We start from the raw sequence: 18,682 nt of genomic DNA on the forward strand, positions 1-18,682 counted from the left end.
TCGCCCAATTTGACCGTTCATGAATCTGTTTGTCGAAACGCTGGGCCAGGGGCCGGACGTGGTCATGCTGCACGGCTGGGGGCTGCATGGCGGCGTGTTCTCCCGCGTGGCCGAACAACTGGCGGCGCGTTTCTGCGTCCACCTGGTGGACTTGCCCGGCCACGGCGCGTCGCCGGCGCTGCACCGTTTCGACGCCGACGCGGTGGCCGACCTGGTGGCTTCCCACTTCCCGCTGCCGGCGCAAGTGGTGGGTTGGTCATTGGGCGGCCTGATCGCCCAGCACTGGGCCGCCCGCCATCCGGCTCAGGTGAAGAGCCTGTCCCTGATCGCCACCAGCCCGCGCTTCGTCCGCGACGACAGCTGGCCGCACGCGCAGGAGCGCAAATCGATAGAAGCCGTCGCGCAAAGCCTGGACGGCGCCTTCGAACAGACGCTGGAGCGTTTTCTCGCCTTGCAGATGATGGGCGCGCCGGCGGCGCGCGACACCTTGAAGGCGCTGCGCGGCGAGCTGTTCTCGCATGGCAGGCCGCAGGGCCTGCTGCCGGCGCTGGAACTGTTGCTGCAGGCCGACGCGCGCGCGCTGGCCGGCCGCATCCAGTGTCCGACGGCGCTGTTCTACGGCGCGCGCGACGCCATCACCCCGATCGGCGCCGGCCGCTGGCTGGAAGCTTCGCTGCCCGACGCCGTCCTTTACGAATTTCCGCAAGCGTCGCACGCGCCCTTCCTGTCGCATGAGCAGGATTTCGTGCGCGCGCTTGCCGAGCATCTGGAAACCCAGGCATGAGTGAAGCGTTTTACACCGACAAGGCGCGCGTGCGCGCCTCGTTTGAAAAGGCCGCGGCCAGCTACGATTCCGCCGCGGTGCTGCAGCGCGAAGTGTCCGACCGCATGGCCGAGCGTCTCGACTACATCAAGCACCAGCCGGCGATGATTCTGGATGCCGGCGCCGGCACCGGCTATGGCGCGGCCGAGTTGCGGCGGCGCTACCCGCAGGCGAGGGTGATCGAGCTGGACCTGGCGCGCGCGATGTTGCTGGCCTCGCGCGAACGCGCCCGCGAAGGCGACGGCCTGCTGAAGAAGCTGTTCAAGCCCAGCGCGCCGTGGCAGATCAACGCCGACATCGAACGCCTGCCGCTGGCCGACGCCAGCGTGGACATGATCTGGTCCAACCTGACCATCCAGTGGGTCAACGTGCCGGACAAGATGTTCGCCGAGCTGCGCCGCGTGCTGAAGCCGGAAGGCCTGCTGATGTTCTCCACGCTGGGGCCGGACACGCTGTCCGAGCTGCGGGGGGCTTTCGCCGGCGTGGACGGCGCCACCCACGTCAACCAGTTCATCGACATGCACGACATCGGCGACGCGCTGATGCGGGCCGGTTTCGCCGAGCCGGTGATGGACATGGAGAAAATCGTGCTGACTTACGGCGACGCCAAGTCGGTGATGCGCGATCTGAAGGCCATCGGCGCGCACAACGCCACCGCCGGCCGCGGCCGCGGCCTGATGGGCAAGGCGGCCTGGCGCAAGGTGGAAGAGGCTTATGAGCAGCATCGCCGCGACGGCAAGCTGCCGGCCAGCTACGAGGTGGTGTACGGCCATGCCTGGAAGGGCAGCGGCAAGAAGCTGGCCAAAATGAGCGAGGATGGCCGGCAAGTGATCGAATTCGTCAAGAAAGCGCCGCGGGCCGATTGACCGGAAACCGGCGGCGCGCGCAGGAGAAAGCCGTGATGAGAGTGGAAATCCGCAGCGCCCGTCCCGATGACGCGGCTTGTCTGGCCGCGCTGTCGATACAGGTATGGCTGAATACCTATTTGATCGGCGGCGGCATCCGCCGCGGCATCGCCGATTTTGTGCTGTCCGAATTTTCGCCGGAAGCGCTCAAGGCCTTGATCGCCGATCCGGCGCGCCATCTGCTGCTGATGGAAGATGACGGCCATCTGCTCGGCTATGCGCAAATGAAATTGGACAGCGCGTGCCAGGGCTGCGATTTCCCGACGCTGGAAGTGGAACGGCTTTATCTGCTGGAAAGCCATGTCGGCAAAGGTCTGGGCAGGCGGCTGATGGATGCTGCGCGGCAATGGGCGCGCGCCCAGTCTGGCCAGCCGCGCCTGTGGCTGACGGTGTGGCACGGCAATGCGCGCGCCATCGCCTTCTACCGCCGCATCGGCATGGCTGTCCATGGCGAAACCCATTTCGAATTGGAGGGCGCGCAGCATCTGAATTACGTGATGCTGGACCCCGCGCCCGTTGGGGTGGCCTCCGCGGCCGCCGTTGTCTGAAAGACCGATGCAATCATGATGAGCAAGAAACTTCTGCGTCCCGCGCTGCTGGCCGGGGTCGCCTCTTTATTGTCCGCCTGTATTTCCACCTCGACTCCGAACGCCGCGCAGCCGGCTGCGGCGCCGGTCAAGCCCAAGATCGCGCTGGCGCTGGGCGGCGGCGCGGTGAAGGGCTTCGCCCACATCGGCGTGATCAAGGTGCTGGAGGGCGCGGGCATCACGCCGGACATCATCGTCGGCACCAGCGCCGGCAGCGTGGTGGGCAGCCTGTACGCGTCCGGCCTTAACGGCATGCAGCTGCAGCAGCGCGCCATCGCGCTCGATCAGGCCGATCTGACCGACTGGACGCTGTCCACCAAGGGGGTGATCAAGGGCGAGAAGCTGCAGAACTGGATCAACGCGCAAGTGGGCAACCGCCCGCTGGAGAAGCTGAGCCGGCCGTTCGCCGCGGTGGCCACCGAGCTGGACTCCGGCCGCCGGATCGTGTTCCGCACCGGCAACACCGGCCAGGCGGTGCGCGCTTCGGCCAGCATCCCCAACGTGTTCCTGCCGGTGAAGATAGGCGGCAGGAGCTATGTCGACGGCGGCCTGGTCAGCCCGGTGCCGGTCAGCGCCGCGCGCGAGATGGGCGCGCAGTTCGTCATCGCCGTCGACATCACCGGCCGTCCCAAGGCCGGCCGCGCCACGGGTTTCCTGTCCATGCTGGATCAGAGTCTGAGCATCATGAATGGCCCGGCGCTGGCGCAGGAACTGAAACAGGCCGACGTGGTGATCCATCCCAATGTGCTGAACATCGGCGCGGCGGAGTTCGAAGCCCGCAACCAGGCCATCCTGGAGGGCGAGAAGGCGGCGCAGCAGATGTTGCCGCAGATCCGCCAATTGTTGCAGCAAAAGAGCGTGGCGCTGGCTAAATAAGGGAATAGGCTGGATGATGTAGTCCGCGCGCCGCCGCCTTGCCCGCGCCGCGGCGCTTACGAACCCATCGTTATTGGAGTCGGCATGATCAAACTGCATGGTATCCCGCTGTCGCCCTACTACAACAAGGTGAAGATCGCCTTGCTGGAGAAGGGCGTCAATTTCCAGGAAGTGGTGACGACGCCCTCGCAGGAGGATGAGCTGCTGGAAAAGAGTCCGATGGGCAAGATTCCCTACGTCGAAATCAACGGCCATCCGCTGGCCGAGTCCACCGTGATCCTGGAGTGGCTGGAGGATGCCTATCCCACCGCCTCGCTGCTGCCGCCGACGCCGAATGGCCGCGCGCTGGCGCGCGAACTGACGGCGATGCTGGAGTTGTACGTGATGCAGCCTGCCAGCCCGCTGATCCGCCACATGTTGAAAGGCAGCAAGCCGGACGCGGCCAAGTGCGAGGACATCCGCCAAGCCTTGGCGCGCGGCATCGGCGCGGTGGCGAAGCTGGCGCAGTTCCGGCCTTGGCTGGCCGGCGAAGACTTCAGCTTCGCCGATCTCAGCGCCGCCGGCGTCTTGCCGGTGGTGGCGCGGCTGAGCCAGAGCTTTCTCGGCGAGGACATGACCCAGCGGCTGGAAGGCTGTCCCGACTACCTGCGCCGGCTGGGCGAGCGGCCCAGCGTGGCTCGGGTGTGGACCGAGCGCGACGTATCGCTGGCCGCGCTGATGGCCCGCCGCGACTGAATGCGGCATCCGCGGCCGCAGCTGCGGCTGCCAGGCGGCTATCTCCGATGATTCGGGATAGCCGCTTTTGATATGGCGTTCCCGCCACAGCGCGCCGGGAAAGCGCGCCGACCGGATGGCGGCGATTGACAGCCCTACATGCATAGAGCTTAAACTTCAATCAAGTGTTTGCTCCATGGTGTCTCGCAATGAACTTTCCGGTTGAGCTGATTCTGCTGGCGCTGGCGCCGGTATTCCTGTTGTTCGTCGCCTGGGAGCTGTGGCTGTTCCGCCGCCAGAGGCGGCTTGGGCTGTACAACTGGCGCGACTCGCTGTGCAGCGCGGCGCTGGGCCTGCTGCATCAGGGGGCGGACAAGCTGGCCTGGGTGCTGGTGCTGCCGTTGTACGGCTGGATCTACCAGCATCGGTTGTTCGATTTTTCTCCCGGATGGCTCAGCTTCTTCCTGCTGTTCATCGGCCAGGACTTCCTTTATTACTGGTTCCACCGCGTCAGCCACCGCGTGCGCTGGTTATGGGCGGCCCACAGCGTCCACCACAGCTCGACGCGGATGAATTTCACCACCGCTTTCCGCCAAAGCCTGATGTATCCGCTGGCCGGCATGTGGGCGTTCTGGTTGCCGCTGGCCTGGCTGGGCTTTCCGCCGGAGCAGGTGGTGGCGGTAGTGCTGCTCAACCTGGCCTTCCAGTTTTTCGTCCATACCCAGGCCGCGCCCAAGCTCGGCTGGCTGGAATACGTGTTCAATACGCCGTCGATACACCGCGGTCATCATGCCAAGAACCCGCGCTACATCGACCACAACTACGCCGGCGTGCTGGTGATCTGGGATCGGATGTTCGGCACCTACGCCGAGGAACTGGCCAGCGACCCGTGCGACTACGGCACGGTCAAGCCGGTGAATAGCTTCAATCCGCTGTGGGTGAGTCTGGCGGAGTGGCGAGACATGCTGGTCGAGGCCTGGCGGGCTGATGGCTGGCGCGACCGGCTGGTGTTGCTGTTCGGCCCGCCGGAGGCGGCGGAGAAGGTGGCTGAGCGGCAGCGCGCGGACGGCGCGAGGCGGGCGGCGGCCTGAGAACCTGTTCAAAGTCAGCTGCGCTTCGGCGATACGGCGTTGAAAACAAGCTCAAAATGCTCATGTACCATTTGTACATTCCGCTTTTTCGCTTGTTTTCGCCTTGTCTCGCTCTTGCTCGCGAGACTTTGAACAGGTTCTGAAGCGCGCGAGCAAAAAGGCCCGGCAGCGCCGGGCCTTGCCTTGGCGGATGAGCCGGAATCAGATCAGCAGCTTGCCGTCCTTGGCCGGCAGCGTCTTGCCCTTCGGCTTCTCGTCCATGCGCACGGTGCCGGTCTTGCCGTCCAGCGAATAGCGCACGTTGTAGCCGATGATCTTCTCGGTCTTCACCTCCTCGGTATTGCAGATGGTGCGGGTGCTGTTGACCTGGTCGCGCCGCTGCATGCCCTCTTGCACCTGGTTGCCGGCATAGCCTCCGGCCAGCGCGCCGATCACGGTGGCGGCCTTCTTGCCGTTGCCGCCGCCCACCTGGTTGCCCAGCAGGCCGCCGACCACGCCGCCGATCACCGAGCCGGCGATGCGGTTTTCATCCTGCACCGGCGCCTGGTGCACCACCTGCTCCTGATGGCAGACCTGCTTGGGTTCGGTGCCGGCCTCGCGGATCGGCGTTACCGCCAGGATCTTGGCGTGGGTGGCATGGACCGGCTTGGCCGGCGCCGGTTTGGCGTTCATCTTGGGCGCGGCGGCGGCAGCCGGCGTGGACGCTTGCGGCGCGGGTTGGGCGAGCGCCGACGAGGCGGCGCTGGGCGCCAGCGTCTGGAGCGCGGGGGCCGAGGCCTGGGCCAGAGGCGCGCTGGCGACGGCGGCGGTTTCCGGCTTCGACGACTTCAGCGCCTGGATGCCGGCCACGCCCACCGCGCCGAGCGCGATGCCGCCGCCGAGCACGCCGGCGATCAATACGGATTGTTTCATTGTTCTCTCCCTGATGTGACGCACAAGGTCACCTGATGGCTTCGACTGTGATTATCGACAAACAGTTGCAAGACTTGTGTTTGCCAATTGTCACTGCGGGTAACGGAACGTTCGTGCCGGAAATGGCGGAGCGGAGCAGACAATTCGCAGCTAGATAGGCACGATTCAGCAATTTATGGTTTGAAATTGCAAAATATAGGGAATTATATTTTTAATATGCAATCAATGGGCATATTTTGGGCATTTATATTGTATCCAGTCGTTTGACGGCAATGCCGTGCCGGTGTTTAGATGAACGCGCACCCGTTCGGGCGCGCGTTTGGCGTCCGCACCTCAAGGAGAATTCACTGTGAGCGAAGCCCACACCGGTTTGCAGCGCGAGCTGAAAAACCGCCATATCCAGCTGATCGCGCTGGGCGGCGCCGTCGGCACCGGCCTGTTCCTCGGCTCGGCCAGCGTGCTAAAGTCCGCCGGCCCCTCGATGATTCTCGGCTACGCGATCGCCGGCTTCATCGCCTTCCTCATCATGCGCCAGCTGGGCGAGATGGTGGCCGAGGAGCCGGTCGCCGGCTCGTTCAGCCATTTCGCCTATCGTTACTGGGGCCGCTTCCCCGGCTTCCTGTCCGGTTGGAACTACTGGGTGCTGTACGTGCTGGTGAGCATGGCGGAACTGACTGCGGTCGGGGCCTATGTCCAGTACTGGTGGCCGCACGTGCCCGCCTGGCTGACCGCGCTGGTGTGTTTCGTCTGCATCAACGGGATCAATCTCGCCAACGTCAAATCCTACGGCGAGACCGAGTTCTGGTTCGCGCTGATCAAGGTGGCGGCGGTGATCGGCATGATCGCCTTCGGCGGCTATCTGCTGTTGTCCGGCACCGGCGGCCCGCAGGCCTCGGTCAGCAATCTGTGGAACGACGGCGGCTTCTTCCCGCACGGTGTCAAAGGCCTGTTCATGATGATGGCGGTGATCATGTTCTCCTTCGGCGGCCTGGAGCTGATCGGCATGACCGCGGCCGAAGCGGCCGATCCGCAGAAGACCATTCCCAAGGCGGTGAATCAGGTGATCTACCGCATCCTGATCTTCTATATCGGCTCGCTGGTGGTGCTGCTGTCGCTGTATCCGTGGAGCAAGGTGGCCGCCGGCGGCAGCCCCTTCGTGATGATCTTCGAGCAGATCGGCGCCGGCTTCACCGCGCATGCGCTGAATTTCGTGGTGCTGACCGCGGCGCTGTCGGTGTACAACAGCTGCGTCTACGCTACCAGCCGCATGCTGTTCGGTTTGGCCAAGCAAGGCAACGCGCCCAAGGCGCTGGGCTCGCTGGACAAGCGCGGCGTGCCGGTGAACGCCACCCTGTTCTCCGCCGTGGCGACCTTCGCCTGCGTGATCCTGAACTATTTGCTGCCGGGCGAGGCGCTGGGCCTGCTGATGTCGCTGGTGGTGGCCGCGCTGGTGACCAACTGGGCGATGATCAGCCTGACCCACATGAAGTTCCGCCGCGCCAAGGCCGGCCAGAAGCTGGTGTTCCCGTCGCTCTGGCATCCGGTTTCCAACTGGGTCTGCCTGGCCTTCATGGTGATGATCCTGGGCATTTTGCTGTTCACCCCGGGAATGGAAGTGTCGGTGTACGCGTTGCCGATCTGGCTGGGTGTGTTGTGGCTGGGTTTCCGCATGAAGCGCGCGCCGCAGCCGGACGCCGAGCTGGCGCGCCAGCTGCCGTAAACCACGGGGCCGGCCAAGGCCGGTTTCGCGACGCCGGGCCGCCCCAAGGGGCGGCCTTGTCATTGGGTCTTCGCAGGCTACTGATAAGATTGGACCATTTGTCCAATTGTCTCCGAGTGAGAACGACGCGCATGCGAGCCGTGATCACTCTTTTGACGCATTGCCTGGAGTTGTTTTAATCTTTAGTTAATTGGCACTGATTAGTACATATTTTGAACGAGTTGTGCGTTTGGTTTTAGACGTATTGTCTGATTTTGGGCGATTCCCGATAAGCTCCCTGTTTCCAGCGCCGTTCCCATTCACCCACATATGGAGGCGCCAAGGTGAGCGTTCCCTCGACTTCCGGCGGTTTGAAGCGCGAGCTGAAAAACCGGCACATTCAGTTGATCGCATTGGGCGGCGCCATCGGCACCGGCCTGTTCCTCGGTTCGGCCAGCGTGCTGAAGTCCGCCGGCCCCTCGATGATTCTCGGCTATGCGATCGCCGGCTTCGTCATCTTCCTGATCATGCGCCAGTTGGGCGAAATGCTGACCGAGGAGCCGGTGGCCGGCTCGCTCAGCCATTTCGCCGGCCGCTACTGGGGCCGATTCCCGGCTTTCCTCGCCGGCTGGAACTACTGGGCGCTGTATGTGCTGGCGGGCATGGCGGAACTGACCGCCGCCGGCGAATACGTCCGCTACTGGTGGCCGGAGGTGCCGACCTGGCTGACCGCGCTGGTCTGCTTCGCGGCGATCACCGGGGTCAATCTCGCCAGCGTCAAATACTATGGCGAGACCGAGTTCTGGTTCGCGCTGATCAAGGTGGGCGCGGTGATTTCAATGATCGCGTTCGGCGGCTACCTGCTGCTGTCCGGCACCGGCGGCCCGCAGGCTTCGGTCGGCAATCTGTGGAACGACGGCGGTTTCTTTCCGCACGGCTCCGGCGGACTGTTCATGTCGATGGCGGTGATCATGTTCTCTTTCGGCGGGCTGGAGCTGATCGGCATGGCCGCCGCGGAGACCCGCGATCCGCAGAAAACCATTCCTCGGGCGGTCAACCAGGTGATCTACCGCGTGCTGATCTTCTACATCGGTTCGCTGGCGGTGCTGTTGTCGCTGTACCCGTGGAGCAAGGTGGCCGCCGGCGGCAGCCCCTTCGTGATGATCTTCGACCAGATCGGCGTTGGTTTCGCCGCGCACGCGCTGAACTTCGTGGTGCTGACGGCGGCGCTGTCGGTGTACAACGGCGGCGTTTACGCCACCAGCCGCATGCTGTTCAGCATGGCGGAGCAGGGCAACGCGCCGCGCGGCCTGGGCAAGGTGGACACGCGCGGCGTGCCGGTGAACGCCACCCTGGCTTCGGCGCTGGCCACCTTCGTCGGCGTGATCGTCAACTATCTGCTGCCCAGCGGCGCGCTGGCGCTATTGATGTCGCTGGTGGTGACGGCGCTGGTGATCAACTGGGTGCTGATCAGCCTGACCCACCTGAAGTTTCGCCGCGCCCGCGCCGGCAGCCGCTCGCTGTTTCCGGCGCTGTGGCATCCGTTCGCCAACTGGCTGTGCCTGGGCTTCATGGCGGCGATACTCGGCGTGATGCTGCTCACGCCCGGCATCGCGGTGTCGGTGTACGTGCTGCCGTTGTGGCTGGGCCTGCTGTGGCTGGGTTTCCGGTTGCGCCGGCCGCCGCGCGCCGAGGGCGGGCTGGCGGCCGAGAATGCCTGAGCCGGCATGCCGGACTTGACGCCGGAGGGCGCAAGACGGCATGCTTGGACAATGATGAAGCAGATTATTGCATTCCAGACCCAATATTGGTGGTGGCGCGGCTAACCGGCGCGCCAGGAGTGTTTGCATCCGCTTTCCGGGCCGCCGTCATGGGCGGCCTTGTTGTATCCAGCTTCATCCCGTGCGGCGGCGAAATATTCTGACTCAGGAGTTGTCATGCCTCGCACGCAATGGGGTTCCCGCCTCGGTTTCATTCTGGCTTCGGCCGGCGCCACGGTGGGCCTCGGTTCCATCTGGAAATTTCCTTACGTTACCGCCATGAACGGCGGCGGCGCCTTCCTGCTGGTCTATCTGCTGTTCACCTTCACTCTCGGACTGGCCCTGCTGCAGGCCGAGCTGGCGATAGGACGGGCCGCAGGCTGCGGCGCGGTCGGCGCTTTCGCCAAGCTGGGGACGCCGCGCTGGCGGCTGATCGGTTATGGCGGCGTGCTGTGCTGTTTCCTGGTGTTCGCCTTTTACAGCGTGGTCGGCGGCTGGACGCTGGGTTATCTGCTGCGCGCGGTGGACGGCCGGGTGATGAGCGACGATGTCCACGCGCTGGGTGCGCTGTTCGGCCAGTATGTCGGCGACCCGGTGGAGGCATTGCTGACCCACGCGCTGTTCGCCGGCCTGACGCTGCTGGTGGTGGCCGGCGGCATCCAGAAGGGCATCGAGCGCGCCGGCAAGCTGCTGATGCCGCTGTTGTTCCTGCTGATGCTGGCGCTGATCGCCCGCGCCTTGACCTTGCCCGGCGCGATGGCCGGCGTGGAGGCACTGTTCCGGCCGGACTTCGCCAAGCTGACGCCGTCCATGCTGGTGGAAGCGCTCGGATTGGCATGCTTTTCGCTGTCGGTGGGCGCCGGCTGCATGCTGGCCTATGGCTCTTATCTGGGGCCGGATACCCGGCTCGGCAACTCCGCGCTGTGGGTGACGGGGCTGACCGCGCTGACCTCGGTGCTGGCCGGGCTGATGATTTTTCCGGCCATCTACGCCTTCGGTCTCGACCCTCAGGCCGGCCCCGGGCTCACCTATATGGTGATGCCGGCGGTATTCAATCATCTGCCTTACGGCCAGCTGTTCGCGGTGGTGTTCTTCGCGCTGCTGCTGATGGCGGCGCTGACCTCGGCGGTGTCGCTGCTGGAGGTGGTGGTGATCCTGCCGATAGACGAGTTCGGCGTCAGCCGGCGCAAAGCCACGCTGGCGGTGACCCTGTTGGTGTTTCTGGCCGGGGTGCCGGCGGCGCTGTCTTTCGGGCCGCTGGCCGACTACAAATTGTTTGGCCGCAATGTGTTCGAGTTGATGGATTACGCCGCGTCCAACGTGCTGCTGCCGCTGGGCTGCATCGGCACCGCGCTGTTCGCCGGCCGGGTGGCGTGGCCGGCGGTCAGCGAGCAACTGCGCCTGTCCGCGCCAGCGGCGCTGCTCATGCGCGTCGCCTGCCGCTGGCTGGCGCCGCTGATGATAGGCTTGGTCTTGGCCTACAACCTATAGCAGCCAGCGCAGCGCGCCGTAGACGGCGAAGCTGACCACGATGGCCAGCAGCGTCTTGCCGTTTTTCCAGGCGACGGCGATGGCGACGACGGTGCCGACCAGATAGGCGTTATGCCAGGACAGGTCTATGCTTCCGGCCGGCGCCAGCGCCATCGGCGCCACCAGCGCCGACAGCACCGCCGCCGGCACGTAGTGCAGCGAGCGGTTCAGCCAGCCGGGAAAGGCCAGCCGCTGGCCGAAGACCAGGAAACTGGCGCGTATCGCCAGCGTGGCGGCCAGCATGCCGATGATGGCCGCCCAGTGTTGCCATGAGTTCATGCCGCCTCCCGTTTCTGTCCGCGTTCAAGCAGCATGCCGGCGGCGACGCCGGCCAGCGCCGCCAGCATCAGGTCCAGCTTGTAGGGCAGGCCGCGCGCCAGCAGCGCGACCGCGCCCGCGGCCAGCGCCGCGGCCAGCGTCGGCCGCCTCTTCAACTGCGGCGCGACGATGGCGGCGAAAGTGGCCACCATCGCGAAATCCAGTCCCAGTCTGTCCAGTCCCGGCACCGAGCGGCCCAGCGCCACGCCGGCCAGCGTCCATAGCTGCCAGTTCAGATACATGGACAGCGACGATCCCAGCCAATACCACTGGCCGCCGTCCGCGCCCAGGCTGCGGAAGCGGTGCTCGACCACGGCGAAGGTTTCGTCGGTGAGCCAGAACGCCAGCGGCCAGCGCCAGGCCAGCGGCCAAGGCCGGGCGTACGGCAGCAGCGTGGCGCTGTACAGCGCGTGGCGCAGGTTGACGACGAAGGTGGTCAGCCAGATCACCGGCAGGGCGGCGCCGGCGGAAACCAGGCTGACGGCGATGAACTGCGAGGAGCCGGCGAAGACCAGCAGCGACATCGCCGCCGTGGCGGCGGGCGACAGTCCGGCGGCGATGGCCAGGGTGCCGAAGATCACGCCGAACGGCGCCGCGCCCACCATCATCGGAATGGTGTCGCGCGCGCCGTCCAGCAGCCAGCGGCGGCGGTCGGATAAGGAGGGCATGGATGAGTCCTGCGTGCGGCGGGGCCGGACATCGGCCCTCTGTTCCTGATGATGGAGCAGGCCGTCCGGCCTGTCTTGAACGATTTTGCGGCCGGCTCAGCGGGCGCGCGCCACCCGCAGCTGGTTGCGCCAGGCCACCGGCGGCAGACCGGTCTCGCGCTTGAACTGGCGGCACAGCTGCCAGGGCGACAGGCCGACGGCCGCCGCCAGTTGCTGCAGCGAGTGGTTGGCGGCGGGATCGTCGGCCAGCATCTGCCTGACGGTTTCCACGGCGCCGGGGGCGGATGCCTGCTCGTCCGGGCGCAGCCGCATGTATTTGACCAACACCTCGCTGAACACCGCGGCCAGCGCCGATTCGCGCCGCAGCGCGTCGCGGCTGTCGCGCAGCAGCAGGTGCAGGCTGTCCAGCCGGCGCGCCAGGCCGGGGTCGATCACCACGGTGTCGCGGAAATAGGGCAGGCCCGCCTTACCGTTCAGGTCGGCGGCCAGGCCGCCTATCATGTCGACGCCGGGATAGAAGCCGCGATAGGCCCAGCCGTTTTCGTGGGCGGTTTCGCCGGTGTGCACCTCGCCGGGATTGATCAGCACCAGCGCGCCGACGCCGGCGCGGTGCAGGCCGCCGCGGTGGCGGTAGGACTGCGCGCCCAGGGTCAGCGTGTTGACGACGAACTGCTCGTGGAAATGGGGCGGGAAGGTCCGCTCGGCGTATTGCGCGTCCAGGCACTCCAGCGCGCCGAGGTCGTCGGCGCGGAACAGTTCGGAGCGTTCGGCGGAAAGGGCGGGCATGGCGCGGACCTGCGGTGAGGGTCCGCCCATTGTGGCAGAGGCGGCGCGGCTTGTGCGCGCCGGCTTGCTTGGCTTGGGCGCCGCCTCAGGAGCCGGCCATGAAGGTGCGGATGCCGGAGCCGACGAATTGCACGCCGATGCAGATCAGCAGGAAGCCCATCAGCCGGGTCATCACCTCGCGGCCGCCGCGGCCCAGCCGCTCCGAGATCAGCAGCGACGACTTCAGCGTCAGCCACATGCCGGCGCAGGTCAGGCCGATGGCGGTAAAGGTCATGAAGAAGGCGATCGCCTTGGCCGGCAGCGTGGCCAGTTCGGCGATTTCGGTGGAGATGCCGATCACCACCGCGATGGTGCCGGGGCCGCTGATGCCGGGCATGGCCAGCGGGAAGAAGGCGTAGTCCTCGCGCTCGCCGGACTGTTTGGGCGCCTGGCCGGGGTCCTGCGACAGGAACAGCATGCGGTAGCCCAGCACCGCCACCACGAAGCCGCCGGCGATGCGCAGCGCGCCGTAGGAAATGCCGAAGGCGGCCATGATCAGGTTGCCGGCCAGCAGGCTCACCAGCATGATGGCGCCGGCGAACACGCAGGCGCGCTTGGCCTGGGATTCGCGGCGCATGTCGCTCATTTCGCGGGTCAGCGTGATGAACAGCGGAATCTTGGACAGGGGGTTGGTGATGGTGATCAGGCTGAGCAGACCGCCAAACAGGAATTGCAGCGACAGGGTTTTGAACATGGCGTGGAATCGGGTATCTAGCCCGACGATTGTAGAGGCTTGCGCGGGCGGCGGGTAGCTGGCCGGCGCGCTTTAAACCGACGGCATGAAAAGGTGTGGCGGGACGCAGACGACTGCGGCAATTTGTCGCGCCGGAGCGGCGGCCGGCCATGATACAGTGGCCCCATTTTTGATCGGAGACTCCGCGATGAAACGTTTCGCCGCCGCCTTGTTCGCTCTGTGCCTGTCCGGCCTGGCCGCCGCCCACTCCTTCCAGCTGGGCGCCATTCACATCGGCCATCCGTGGAGCCGCGCGATGCCGGCAGCCAGCCCGACCGGCGGCGTCTACCTGTCGCTGGAGAACCAGGGCAAGACCGAGGACAAGCTGGTGTCGGCCAGCACGCCGCGCGCCGAGCGCGCCGAGCTGCACACCCATGTCAACGACAACGGCGTGATGCGGATGCGCAAGGTGGAAGGCGGGGTGGCGATCGCGCCGGGCCAGACCGTCAAGTTCGCGCCGGGCAGCTACCACGTGATGCTGATGGGACTGAAGCAGCCGCTGAAGGTGGGCGACCGCTTCCCGCTGACGCTGAATTTCGAAAAGGCGGGCAAGGTGGATGTGCAGGTGGTGGTGCAGGAAGGCAACGACGACCACGCGCACTGATAGCGCTACCAAGCATCGCTCGCAGCAGCTTGCGGCCGTTTTCGGCGGCAAGCTGCTGTTTTTTTGGGGAATGGCCGACGTTGCGCCGAAGTTACATGCTGCTTCGCAGCAATGCTAAGGCCGACCATTCCGGGCTTTACAGTCCGGCCTCGGCTGGGCACACTGGCCCGAGCAACACCGTTTGAACAAGACGACTATCCGCGACGCCGGCCCCCGACTCGGCACTGCGCCAAGTCTGCCTGACAAAAGAGAACGATGGAGGAGACGGGTGTCCGCACCCGCAAAACAAGCTGCAAACAGGGGGTCGGCGCCACTTTTTGCGCTATGCTGTCGTTTTGTCTCCTTCCCGCCTTTCCCATCATGCATCCGTCCGACACTTCCGCCGCGCTTCCCCGCGTCGTCATTCATTATTGCACCGGCTGCCGTTGGCTATTGCGCGCCGGCTGGCTGGCGCAGGAGCTGCTGACCACCTTTGAGAAAGAGTTGTCGGAAGTGGCGCTGCGCCCCGGCAGCGGCGGCGTGTTCCGCGTCGAGGTGGACGGCGAGCCGTTGTGGGATCGCAAGCGGGATGATGGCTTTCCCGAGCTCAAAGTCCTCAAGCAGCGGTTGCGCGACCGCATCGCCCCGGACAAGCCGCTGGGGCACAGCGATCGTCCCTGAGCCTTGATGAACGCCCCGCAACGCAAGATCATCCACGTCGACTGCGACTGCTTCTACGCCGCCATCGAGATGCGCGACGACCCCTGCCTGCGGGATGTGCCGCTGGCGGTGGGCGGCCGGCCGGAGACGCGCGGCGTGGTCGCCACCTGCAATTACATCGCCCGCCGCTACGGCGTGCATTCGGCGATGTCGTCGGCGCGCGCGCTCAGGCTGTGCCCGGAACTGGTGATCCTGCCGCCGGACATGGCGCGCTACCGGCTGGCCAGCCAGCAGATCATGGCCATTTACCAGCGCTACACCGACGTGATCGAGCCGCTGTCGCTGGACGAGGCCTATCTGGACGTCACCGGCCAGCCGCACGAGCAGGGCAGCGCCACCTTGATGGCGGAGGCGATACGGCGGCAGATACGCGAGGAGGTGGGCATCACCGCCTCGGCCGGCATCGCGCCCAATAAATTCCTGGCCAAGGTGGCCAGCGACTGGAACAAGCCGGACGGCCAGTTCCTGATCCGTCCGCGCGACATCGACGCCTTCGTCGTCACCTTGCCGGTGGAGAAGATACACGGCGTCGGACGCGTCACCGCCGAACGGCTGCACCGGCTGGGCATACGCAGCTGCGGCGATCTCAGGCGCTGGTCGCCCGCCGATCTGTTCCGCCATTTCGGCAGTTTCGGCGAACGGCTGCTGGCGCTGTCGCAGGGCCGCGACGAGCGGCCGGTGTCCACCGACCGCAGCCGCAAGACGATCAGCGTCGAGGAGACTTACGCGCAGGATCTGCCCGACCTCGCCAGCTGCCTGGCCAAGCTGCCGGAGCTGGCGGATCGGCTGCAGGCGCGGCTGGCGCGCAGCGGCAGCCCGGCGTTCAAGGGTTTGTCGGTGAAACTCAAGTTCGACGATTTCAGCCAGACCACGGTGGAACAACCGGGCTACGGGTTGTCGATGGCGGCGTTAGGCCAGTTGCTGCGCACCGGCTACGCCCGCGGCGCCCGCCCGGTGCGTTTGCTGGGCGTAGGCGTGAAGCTGGCCGACGACTTCGACCTGCCGCGCCAGCTGCGGCTGTTCGGCCGCGACGGCCGGCCGCTGCCGGACAGCGCGCCGGCCGGCGAGGAAAGCCCGCCGGCGGAACCAGCCTAGGCTATTTGCCGGCGGCCGGCTTGGCGGAGAAGTCGCCGGCGTAGACCTGGGTCAGTTGTTCCGGCTTCAGGTGCTTGCGCAAGGCGGCGTTGACGTCGGCGACGGTCAGCTTTTCCAACTGTTCCAGACGGCTCTGGATATAGGCCATGTTCCGGCGCTGCTCCATGTGCTCCTCCAGCAGGCTGGCCAGCGAATCGTCCTCGGCCAGCATCAGCTTCAGCGTTTGCGACAGCGCGCGTTTGGCGTTGGCGAGTTCTTGTTCGCTGACGCCGTCGCGCAGCAGGCGGGACAGCTCCTCGCCGACGCCCTGCTTCAGTCTGGCCAGGTTTTCCGGCGCGTAGCTCGCCTCCAGGTTCCACCAGCCGCTTTCCACGCGGCTGGAAGCGCTGACGCCGCTGCCGGCGCCGTAGCTGATGCCGTCGCGTTGGCGCAGGCGCTTGACCAGCCTGGACTCCGGTCCGCCGCCCAGGATGTAGTTGCCCAGCATCAGCGGCACGTAGTCCGGCGTGTCGTCGCGCAGCGCCAGCGGCATCGTGGCGGCGTACACCGCGTTGGCCTTGTCCGGCGTTCGCAGGGTGATCGCGTCCGGCTGGACCGAGGGCCGCAGCGGGTCCAGCTGGCGGTAGGGCGCCGGGCTGGTCCAGCCGCCGAAGCGTTGTTCCAGCTGGGTCTTGACCGCGGAGGCGTCGAAGTCGCCGACCAGGGCCAGCCTGGCGTGGCTGGCGCCGTAGAACTGCTGGTGGAAGCGCCGCAGGTCGTCCAGGCTCAGCGCGTTCATGATGGCCTGGCTCTCGTCCAGCGTCGGGCGGTAGCGGAAGTCGTCCTGGGCGTAGGCGTTCAGTTTCTGGTCCAGCGCTTGTTCGGCCAGCGCGCCCGGCTCGTGGCGGGAGCCGTCGATGCCGACCTGGGCCTGCTGCTTGAGCTGGGCGAGCTCGCCGGCCGGGAAGGCCGGACGCTGCAGCAGCTCGGCGATCAGATCGATCAGCTGCGGCAGGTGCTCGCGGGTGGTCTTGAAGCGCACCGCGACGCCCTGGCCGGAGAGGCCGATGCTGATGCCGGCCTGAAGCGCGTCCAGCTTGTCGGCGATGGCGGCGCGGTCAAGCGATTGGCTGCCGCGCGCCAGCATGGCGGCGCTGATGCCGGCGGCGGCATGGCGGCCGCGCAGCGAGTCCTCGTCGCCGAAGCCGAAGAACCAGTTGCCGCTGACGGTGGCGCCGCGGGTTTTCTTGGCCAGCAGCGCCAGTTCCGCGCCGTTGGACAGCTTGGCGCGCTCGGTGCGGGCGTCGATATGGGACGGCGTGGGATCGAAGGCCTCGCCCTGCTCCAGCGCGGGTTTGCCGCGATAGCCGTCCACCAGCTTGGCCACGTCCGGCGCGGCGGGAATGCTGGCGCGGTCCGGCTGGGCGGCGGGAATGAATTGGCCGAAGCTGCGGTTGTCGCGCTTGAAGTAGTTTTCCGCCGCTCGCTGCGCGTCGGCGACGGTCAGCGCTTCGATGCGGTCGCGCTGCAGGAAGAACAATCTCCAGTCTCCGGCGGCGATGGCTTCGGACAGGTGGATGGCCAGGCCTTGCGGATTGCGCAGCGTCTGGTCGAACTGGTTGAGCAGTATGGTTTTGGCGCGCTTGAGTTCGGCCTCGGTGATCGGCTGAGAGCGGATGTCCTCGATGGCGGCCTGGAAGTCAGGACGCAGCTTGGCGAGGGTCTGGTTCTTGCCCAGCTCGGCGTAGAAGATGATGTAGCCGCCCTCGGCCAGGCTGTAGGGCATGGCGCCGATATTGACGGCCAGGCCTTTCTGGCTCAGCGCCGCGTGCAACCGGCCATTGGGCGTGTCGCCCAGGATCAGCGCCAGCGCCTCGATCGCCGCGCTGTCGGGATGGCTGGCCGGCGCGGTGCGGTAAAGCAGGGCCGCCAGGCTCACGTCGCCGACGCGGCGCACGGTGACCTCGCGCTCGCCGTCGCGGACCGGCTCTTCGGTCCAGGTGGGCGCCAGCGCGCGCGCCGGACGGGGAATCTTGCCGAAATGGCGCTGAACCATGGCCAGCGCGGCGGCGGGCTCGAACTTGCCGGCGATGACCAGCACCGCGTTGTCCGGCTGGTAGTATTTGCGATAGAAGGCCCGCAAGTTCTCGATGCGGACTTTTTCCACGTCGGAGCGCGCGCCTATGGTGTCGTGGCCGTAGTTGTGCCAGTCGAAGCTGATCGCGGCCAGTTGCTGGGTCAGCGCGGAGGCCGGGCTGTTTTCGCCGCGTTCCATCTCGTTGCGGACGACCGAGAACTCGGTGTCCAGATCGCTCTTGGCGATCTTGCTGTTGACCATGCGGTCGGCTTCCATCGCCAGCGCCCAGTCCAGGTTGGCGTCGCCGGCGGGGAAGCTTTCGTAGTAGTTGGTGCGGTCGAAATAGGTGGTGCCGTTGAACTGCATGCCGCGCCGAGACAGCTCGGTCATCAGGTTGCCGCTGCGGGGCGTGCCTTTGAACAGCATGTGTTCCAGCAGGTGGGCCATGCCGGTTTCGCCGTAACCTTCGTGGCGGCTGCCGACCAGATAGGTCAGGTTGACGGTGGCGGTGGGCTTGGAAGCGTCAGGCGCCAGCAGCACGCGCAGGCCGTTGGCCAGCCGGTATTCGCTGATTCCTTCCACGCTGGCGTAGGGCGCGGCGGCGCGGGGGGCTTGTACGGCGGTCGGGGTGGGCGTTGCGAGGGCGGGCAGGGACGGCGCCAGGGCGAGCGCCAGCAAAAGGCTGAGGGTTTTCAATCGTGTCATCGAGAATGCGGTAGTGGTGGCAATAAAAATAATGATTCTTATTTAAAATGCACGGAATAGGCCAGTCATGTCAAATGGACTG

At 66.1% G+C, this 18,682-nt stretch carries 18 protein-coding genes; 12 read left to right on the top strand and 6 right to left on the bottom strand.

The window, feature by feature from the left end:
* Nucleotides 1-19 precede the first annotated feature (19 nt).
* The 6 genes from bioH to DK842_RS09430 all read left to right on the top strand — a co-directional run bounded on the left by bioH (nucleotide 20) and on the right by DK842_RS09430 (nucleotide 4,996).
* A complete protein-coding gene (gene bioH / locus DK842_RS09405; RefSeq protein WP_114061234.1) occupies nucleotides 20-784 on the top strand; it encodes a pimeloyl-ACP methyl ester esterase BioH in 765 nt (254 codons plus the stop codon).
* Nucleotides 781-1,689, top strand: coding sequence for a malonyl-ACP O-methyltransferase BioC (bioC, locus tag DK842_RS09410; RefSeq protein WP_114061235.1), 909 nt, complete (start codon nucleotides 781-783; stop codon nucleotides 1,687-1,689). Before bioH ends, bioC begins: the two co-directional genes overlap by 4 nt.
* A 35-nt stretch (nucleotides 1,690-1,724) precedes the next feature.
* A complete protein-coding gene (locus DK842_RS09415) occupies nucleotides 1,725-2,276 on the top strand; it encodes a GNAT family N-acetyltransferase (protein WP_114061236.1) in 552 nt (183 codons plus the stop codon).
* Nucleotides 2,277-2,291: 15 nt separating this feature from the next.
* Nucleotides 2,292-3,191 carry a patatin-like phospholipase family protein gene (locus DK842_RS09420; RefSeq protein ID WP_114061237.1) on the top strand — a complete coding sequence of 300 codons (900 nt, stop codon included), beginning with the start codon at nucleotides 2,292-2,294 and terminating at the stop codon, nucleotides 3,189-3,191.
* Nucleotides 3,192-3,275: 84 nt separating this feature from the next.
* Nucleotides 3,276-3,926, top strand: a complete 651-nt coding sequence (locus DK842_RS09425; RefSeq protein ID WP_114061238.1) for a glutathione S-transferase family protein — start codon at nucleotides 3,276-3,278, stop codon at nucleotides 3,924-3,926.
* 188 nt (nucleotides 3,927-4,114) lie between these two features.
* Nucleotides 4,115-4,996, top strand: a complete 882-nt coding sequence (locus DK842_RS09430; protein ID WP_114061239.1) for a sterol desaturase family protein — start codon at nucleotides 4,115-4,117, stop codon at nucleotides 4,994-4,996.
* Between the two features lie 201 nt (nucleotides 4,997-5,197).
* Here the strand turns inward: DK842_RS09430 and DK842_RS09435 are convergent, their stop codons facing one another.
* A complete protein-coding gene (locus DK842_RS09435) occupies nucleotides 5,198-5,908 on the bottom strand; it encodes a glycine zipper 2TM domain-containing protein (protein WP_114061240.1) in 711 nt (236 codons plus the stop codon).
* Between the two features lie 349 nt (nucleotides 5,909-6,257).
* Here DK842_RS09435 and DK842_RS09440 point away from each other — a divergent pair, with 349 nt between their 5' ends.
* The 3 genes from DK842_RS09440 (at nucleotide 6,258) to DK842_RS09450 (ending at nucleotide 10,858) form a co-directional block, all read left to right on the top strand.
* Nucleotides 6,258-7,628 (top strand): amino acid permease, encoded by a 1,371-nt coding sequence (locus tag DK842_RS09440; RefSeq protein ID WP_114061241.1) that lies wholly within the window; start codon nucleotides 6,258-6,260, stop codon nucleotides 7,626-7,628.
* A gap of 323 nt (nucleotides 7,629-7,951) precedes the next feature.
* Nucleotides 7,952-9,328: an amino acid permease gene (locus DK842_RS09445; RefSeq protein ID WP_114061242.1), complete on the top strand. Its 1,377-nt coding sequence runs from the start codon at nucleotides 7,952-7,954 to the stop codon at nucleotides 9,326-9,328.
* A 216-nt stretch (nucleotides 9,329-9,544) separates the two neighbouring features.
* A complete protein-coding gene (locus tag DK842_RS09450; protein WP_114061243.1) occupies nucleotides 9,545-10,858 on the top strand; it encodes a sodium-dependent transporter in 1,314 nt (437 codons plus the stop codon).
* On the opposite strand, the gene DK842_RS09455 is transcribed toward DK842_RS09450, so the two are convergent.
* From DK842_RS09455 to DK842_RS09470, 4 genes are all read right to left on the bottom strand, one after another.
* On the bottom strand, nucleotides 10,853-11,176 hold the full coding sequence (locus DK842_RS09455) for an AzlD domain-containing protein (RefSeq protein ID WP_114061244.1): 324 nt from the start codon (nucleotides 11,174-11,176) through the stop codon (nucleotides 10,853-10,855). The two genes, DK842_RS09450 and DK842_RS09455, sit on opposite strands and share 6 nt — an antisense overlap.
* Nucleotides 11,173-11,883 carry an AzlC family ABC transporter permease gene (locus DK842_RS09460; RefSeq protein WP_114061245.1) on the bottom strand — a complete coding sequence of 237 codons (711 nt, stop codon included), beginning with the start codon at nucleotides 11,881-11,883 and terminating at the stop codon, nucleotides 11,173-11,175. The genes DK842_RS09455 and DK842_RS09460 overlap by 4 nt, the downstream gene beginning before the upstream one ends.
* A gap of 96 nt (nucleotides 11,884-11,979) precedes the next feature.
* A complete protein-coding gene (locus DK842_RS09465; RefSeq protein WP_232538643.1) occupies nucleotides 11,980-12,669 on the bottom strand; it encodes an AraC family ligand binding domain-containing protein in 690 nt (229 codons plus the stop codon).
* 85 nt (nucleotides 12,670-12,754) lie between these two features.
* Complete coding sequence (locus DK842_RS09470) at nucleotides 12,755-13,402, bottom strand: MarC family NAAT transporter (protein WP_114061246.1); 648 nt, start codon at nucleotides 13,400-13,402, stop codon at nucleotides 12,755-12,757.
* A 187-nt stretch (nucleotides 13,403-13,589) separates the two neighbouring features.
* Between DK842_RS09470 and DK842_RS09475 the strand changes: the two genes are divergently transcribed.
* From DK842_RS09475 to dinB, 3 genes are all read left to right on the top strand, one after another.
* Entirely contained in the window at nucleotides 13,590-14,045 is a 456-nt protein-coding gene (locus tag DK842_RS09475) for a copper chaperone PCu(A)C (RefSeq protein WP_114061247.1), read from the top strand.
* Nucleotides 14,046-14,405: 360 nt separating this feature from the next.
* Nucleotides 14,406-14,705, top strand: a complete 300-nt coding sequence (locus DK842_RS09480) for a SelT/SelW/SelH family protein (protein ID WP_114063690.1) — start codon at nucleotides 14,406-14,408, stop codon at nucleotides 14,703-14,705.
* Nucleotides 14,706-14,711: 6 nt separating this feature from the next.
* Entirely contained in the window at nucleotides 14,712-15,839 is a 1,128-nt protein-coding gene (dinB, locus tag DK842_RS09485; protein ID WP_114061248.1) for a DNA polymerase IV, read from the top strand.
* 1 nt (nucleotide 15,840) lies between these two features.
* Here the strand turns inward: dinB and DK842_RS09490 are convergent, their stop codons facing one another.
* Entirely contained in the window at nucleotides 15,841-18,600 is a 2,760-nt protein-coding gene (locus DK842_RS09490) for a M16 family metallopeptidase (protein WP_114061249.1), read from the bottom strand.
* Nucleotides 18,601-18,682: the final 82 nt, after the last annotated feature.

Origin of the sequence: Chromobacterium phragmitis, from assembly GCF_003325475.1 — a bacterium.
In the GTDB taxonomy this organism is placed as follows: domain Bacteria; phylum Pseudomonadota; class Gammaproteobacteria; order Burkholderiales; family Chromobacteriaceae; genus Chromobacterium; species Chromobacterium phragmitis.

Coding starts and splice junctions, on each gene's coding strand:
- bioH (WP_114061234.1), top strand. CDS start 20: ATGAATCTGTTTGTCGAAACGCTGGGCCAGGGGCCGGACGTGGTCATG.
- bioC (WP_114061235.1), top strand. CDS start 781: ATGAGTGAAGCGTTTTACACCGACAAGGCGCGCGTGCGCGCCTCGTTT.
- DK842_RS09415 (WP_114061236.1), top strand. CDS start 1,725: ATGAGAGTGGAAATCCGCAGCGCCCGTCCCGATGACGCGGCTTGTCTG.
- DK842_RS09420 (WP_114061237.1), top strand. CDS start 2,292: ATGATGAGCAAGAAACTTCTGCGTCCCGCGCTGCTGGCCGGGGTCGCC.
- DK842_RS09425 (WP_114061238.1), top strand. CDS start 3,276: ATGATCAAACTGCATGGTATCCCGCTGTCGCCCTACTACAACAAGGTG.
- DK842_RS09430 (WP_114061239.1), top strand. CDS start 4,115: ATGAACTTTCCGGTTGAGCTGATTCTGCTGGCGCTGGCGCCGGTATTC.
- DK842_RS09435 (WP_114061240.1), bottom strand. CDS start 5,908: ATGAAACAATCCGTATTGATCGCCGGCGTGCTCGGCGGCGGCATCGCG.
- DK842_RS09450 (WP_114061243.1), top strand. CDS start 9,545: ATGCCTCGCACGCAATGGGGTTCCCGCCTCGGTTTCATTCTGGCTTCG.
- DK842_RS09455 (WP_114061244.1), bottom strand. CDS start 11,176: ATGAACTCATGGCAACACTGGGCGGCCATCATCGGCATGCTGGCCGCC.
- DK842_RS09460 (WP_114061245.1), bottom strand. CDS start 11,883: ATGCCCTCCTTATCCGACCGCCGCCGCTGGCTGCTGGACGGCGCGCGC.
- DK842_RS09465 (WP_232538643.1), bottom strand. CDS start 12,669: ATGCCCGCCCTTTCCGCCGAACGCTCCGAACTGTTCCGCGCCGACGAC.
- DK842_RS09470 (WP_114061246.1), bottom strand. CDS start 13,402: ATGTTCAAAACCCTGTCGCTGCAATTCCTGTTTGGCGGTCTGCTCAGC.
- DK842_RS09475 (WP_114061247.1), top strand. CDS start 13,590: ATGAAACGTTTCGCCGCCGCCTTGTTCGCTCTGTGCCTGTCCGGCCTG.
- DK842_RS09480 (WP_114063690.1), top strand. CDS start 14,406: ATGCATCCGTCCGACACTTCCGCCGCGCTTCCCCGCGTCGTCATTCAT.
- dinB (WP_114061248.1), top strand. CDS start 14,712: ATGAACGCCCCGCAACGCAAGATCATCCACGTCGACTGCGACTGCTTC.
- DK842_RS09490 (WP_114061249.1), bottom strand. CDS start 18,600: ATGACACGATTGAAAACCCTCAGCCTTTTGCTGGCGCTCGCCCTGGCG.